Raw genomic sequence first — 3814 nt, 5'->3', positions numbered from 1 at the left:
CTTTGTCTCAATGTGGGAGAGAGGACACGGATTCCCCAGATTCAAGAAACCGGGGAGATTGCGCTCCCTGTTGTTCCCACAGTTGGGAAAAGACCCCGTTCGAGGAAATCGCGTCAAGCTCCCTGGAGTGGGATGGGTGAAGATGCGGCTCTCACGAGCGATTCCCGAAGGCTTCGTCGTCAAACAAGCCCAAGTGGTCAAACGTGCTTCCGGGTGGTACGTGATGCTAACGCTTCAGTGCGATATTGAAGTTCCCGACATCACACCCCACGGGGAAGCGTTAGGAATTGACGTAGGATTGAGCAACTATTTGGCCACCTCCACCGGTGAGTTAGTGCCAAGACCCCGATTCTTTGTAGACCTCCAGAGCAAGCTGCGATCGCTGCAACAGAGAGCGTCTCACAAGGTTAAAGGGTCGAATAACTGGCGCAAGGCTCACTATAGGGTTGCCAAACTTCACGAATACATCCGCAACTGTCGTCAGGATTTCTTCTACAAACTGGCTCACCATCTCTGCGACGGTGTAGGGATGGTGTTTGCTGAGAAGCTCAACTTCAAAGCCTGGGCGAGAGGAATGTTCTCAAAGCATACTCTCGATGCAGCTCACGGTGAGTTTTTGAGGATCCTGAAGTGGGTGTGCTGGAAGCGCGGCGTCTTCTACGCGGAAGTGGACGCGAAGGGAACCAGCCAAATTTGTCCCAGTTGTGGTACGAATACAGGAAAAAAAGAGCTTTCAGTTCGCGTTCATCAGTGTCCTGAGTGCGGCCATACCACAGATAGGGATATAGCCGCCGCGCAGGTGGTCGTGCAGCGTGGACTTGCAGCCGTCGGGCAGACGGTCAAGACGTTTGGCGAGGGGTTAAGCATTGGCTCCCCATAGACCCAAGAATCCCACGAATTCTATTCGTGGGAGTGTCAAGATTCGCTGTTCGTATTGGATGCAATATTGTGCAGGGGAAACCCAGAGGGATATTTCCCTTCCGTTTTGATGCGATCGATTTCGGCTTTGGGAACGCTCATCCCCAGTTTTTGGGCGACGGTTTGTACGATATCGCCGCGATCGACAATTCCCGCAATAGCGTCGGCGGGTGTCAGAACCGTTAAATCTCGCAGCTTGTGGCTTTCCATCACGGAAATTCCGTTGAGGAGGGGGGTGTTTTCGCGCACGGTGACGAGTTCTTCGAGGGGATGGGCGATGTCGGTGAGGGTTTGACGTTCCCACTCTTGGCGATCGATAAATCGCAAGTCGTCCACTTTCACGGCGCCGCGATATCGTCCTTCCGACGCGGCAAAATAGGGTTGGTGTTTGGCGTCGTGGCTGTCGTACAGTTCGCTGAGGAGATAGCGATCGGCAAACTCTCGAATCGTCAGGTGAGCGTCTACGACTCGGAAATGGCGAGTCATGGCCTCCGAAATGGGGGTGGTGGCGAGAACTTGTTGTACGGCGGTGACGCGATCGTAGGCGCTGGCGTTTTGCAGGACAAACCAGCCGAGTAACGCAATCCAGAGGCCGCCGCTATATCCGGTGAAGGTGAGAAACAGTCCGAAGGCGATCGCTGTTCCGCCGAGAAGCGATCCCGTTCGTGCTGCTGCTCGTACTGCTTTGAATCGATCGCCTGTCATTTTCCATACCAACGCTTTGAGAACTTGGCCGCCGTCGAGGGGCAATCCCGGTATCAGGTTAAACACGCACAAGACGAGGTTGATTTGCGCGAGGTTTTCCGTCAACACGCGGACGGGGGCGTTTCCGTCCGGTAGGAACGACGCCAGTAAGCTTAAAACGACGAAGAGGCCGAAACTGACAGACGGCCCGGCGATCGCCACTTGGAAGGCTTGAGCGGGGGTTTTCGATTCTCGATCGATCGCGGCAATTCCGCCGAACAAAAATAAAGTAATCGAGTTGACTTTAATGCCCTGAGATAGTGCGACTAAGCTATGGCCGAGTTCGTGTAACAACACTGACGCAAACAGCAAGATCGAGCTAGCAAATCCCGCACTGTAGGCTAACAATTCTCCCCACTCTGGATAAATTTCTTGCCACGCAATCCCTTTGGCTAGGGTAAATAGGGCAACGATAACCAGCCAGGAAGAGTGTACGTATAACGGAATTCCAAATAGCGATCCGACTCGCGCTCCTGATTGCATGAAACGTTCCTAAATTTGCTTGACGCCGTATCGATCGACCCCACACCACGCGCGGAACGCGCCCGTCAGGGGTATATTCTTATTTTAGTATCTTTTTCGAGGAGAGGTTTTAGCCGTGGCAGTTTCCAGGGGCGATCGCCGTTGGGAAAGTTTCGCGATCGCGAAAAAGGGGAAACGAGAGACCTTCGCTTCCCCTAACTCTGCAAAATTCCTAATTCAGAAGTCTGACGGGTGACTATAGCGCACCCGTTGCCCCCAAGCCCAGGATGACTCCCGCACCGAGGATATGCCCCAAACTCGCCGTGGCCAGAAGTTCCGCCCAACCAAAGCCTTCAAACAAACCGGGAACGTTGACCGGAAGGGCCGGGCCGACTCCGCGTTTTTGGATGGCAAAGCGCCCGATGGCAACGGCAAATAAGTTACAAACAATCATAATAATGGCAACGTTCAACGACCAGGGCGACGTCAATCCTGTTGCAGCAGTAATTAAACCAGCGTTCATCAAAACTTAACTCCAATTAAAAAATTTACAGAACGTTTCACGAAATTATAGAAATTATAAAGAGCGCTCCGACATCCTTCTGGAATTGTTTAAATTTTTAACACTTAATTAAATTTTTGATACGAATTGTTTTAAAATTGTCTCCGATATGATAGAAAGTCGAAAAATACAATGCGGGTAAAAATTTGCGGAATTACACGACCCAAGCAGGGGTCAGCCATTGTCGAACTCGGGGCGACAGCGTTGGGGTTTATCTGCGTATCCGCATCGCCACGTTACGTTCCGATCTCCCGTATTGTTGAAATTTGCCGCACTCTGCCCGTTTGGAGAGCCGGGGAGCCAGGGAGCCAGGGAGCCAGGGAAATCGATCGGATTGGTGTGTTTGCTAAAACGAGCGTAGACGAGATTTGCCGCGTAGTGGAGGCGACGCCGCTGACGGGGGTACAACTTCACTCCGACGAATCCCCGGAATATTGCCAGCACGTGCGATCGCGCCTTCCCCACGTCGAACTGATCAAAGCCTTTCGCGTTCGCAAAGCCAGCGATCTCGATCGCCTGTCCGACTACTGCGATATCGTCGATGCAGTATTGCTCGACGCCTACGATCCCCAACACCTGGGCGGAACGGGAAAAACCTTGAATTGGGAGAGTTTGCAGACTTTCCAGTTTCCCTGTCCCTGGTTTCTGGCGGGGGGACTCAACCCGGATAACGTCAACTTAGCCCTGTCTCAGTTAACGCCCGACGGTATCGATTTGTCGAGTGGCGTGGAGCGATCGCCCGGAGATAAAGATATAGAGAAAGTCAAGCGGTTGTTCGAGACGCTACGCAAACAGTCACCAGTCGCCAATCACCAGTCACCAGTGAAAAGATGAGGAAGACTGTCTTCACTCTGCCCTCTTCACTCTCCTCTTTTCACTGAAGAAGCTCCCTATTTCATTGCCAGTCGAAGGTTAAGCATTTTACTCTACACACCCGGTTCTGAAGAGCCACTGTAAATACTACCAAAACCGTTTATCTGGATTAACAACTAGTGCAGCGTCAACTCTAAGAATTAGGGTTAACGGGAGTATTGAGGTAATCTGTAGGGAGCGAGCCGGAGTCCCATGCAGAAAAAATACATTGTGCGCCTGACAGCAGAAGAGCGTCATCAGCTACAGGCAGTGATT

Annotated in this window: 4 protein-coding genes; 2 read left to right on the top strand and 2 right to left on the bottom strand. The window is 52.1% G+C overall.

Annotation, left to right across the window (positions count from 1 at the left end; translation table 11 throughout):
* A partial coding sequence (locus POG22_RS07500; protein ID WP_498904509.1) for an RNA-guided endonuclease InsQ/TnpB family protein occupies window positions 1-880 on the top strand: 880 nt, incomplete at its 5' end.
* Between the two features lie 35 nt (window positions 881-915).
* Here the strand turns inward: POG22_RS07500 and POG22_RS07495 are convergent.
* A complete protein-coding gene (locus tag POG22_RS07495) occupies window positions 916-2145 on the bottom strand; it encodes a site-2 protease family protein (protein ID WP_498904508.1) in 1230 nt (409 codons plus the stop codon).
* A gap of 235 nt (window positions 2146-2380) precedes the next feature.
* Entirely contained in the window at window positions 2381-2647 is a 267-nt protein-coding gene (gene psaK / locus POG22_RS07490; protein WP_074171003.1) for a photosystem I reaction center subunit PsaK, read from the bottom strand.
* A gap of 171 nt (window positions 2648-2818) precedes the next feature.
* On the opposite strand from psaK, the gene POG22_RS07485 reads away from it, so the two are divergent.
* The gene (locus tag POG22_RS07485) at window positions 2819-3520 is read left to right on the top strand and encodes a phosphoribosylanthranilate isomerase (RefSeq protein ID WP_063718783.1); all 702 of its coding nucleotides are present in this window, start codon (window positions 2819-2821) and stop codon (window positions 3518-3520) included.
* Window positions 3521-3814: the final 294 nt, after the last annotated feature.

The sequence above is a fragment of the Geitlerinema sp. CS-897 genome, assembly GCF_028368005.1.
GTDB lineage: Bacteria > Cyanobacteriota > Cyanobacteriia > Cyanobacteriales > Geitlerinemataceae > Baaleninema > Baaleninema simplex.
Note: the sequence above shows the minus strand (reverse complement) of the source record. Positions and strands in the feature narration are given on the sequence as shown.

Bases quoted from the DNA above. Each gene is read 5' to 3' on its own strand.
- POG22_RS07495 (WP_498904508.1), bottom strand. From the start codon at position 2,145: ATGCAATCAGGAGCGCGAGTCGGATCGCTATTTGGAATTCCGTTATAC.
- psaK (WP_074171003.1), bottom strand. From the start codon at position 2,647: ATGAACGCTGGTTTAATTACTGCTGCAACAGGATTGACGTCGCCCTGG.
- POG22_RS07485 (WP_063718783.1), top strand. From the start codon at position 2,819: ATGCGGGTAAAAATTTGCGGAATTACACGACCCAAGCAGGGGTCAGCC.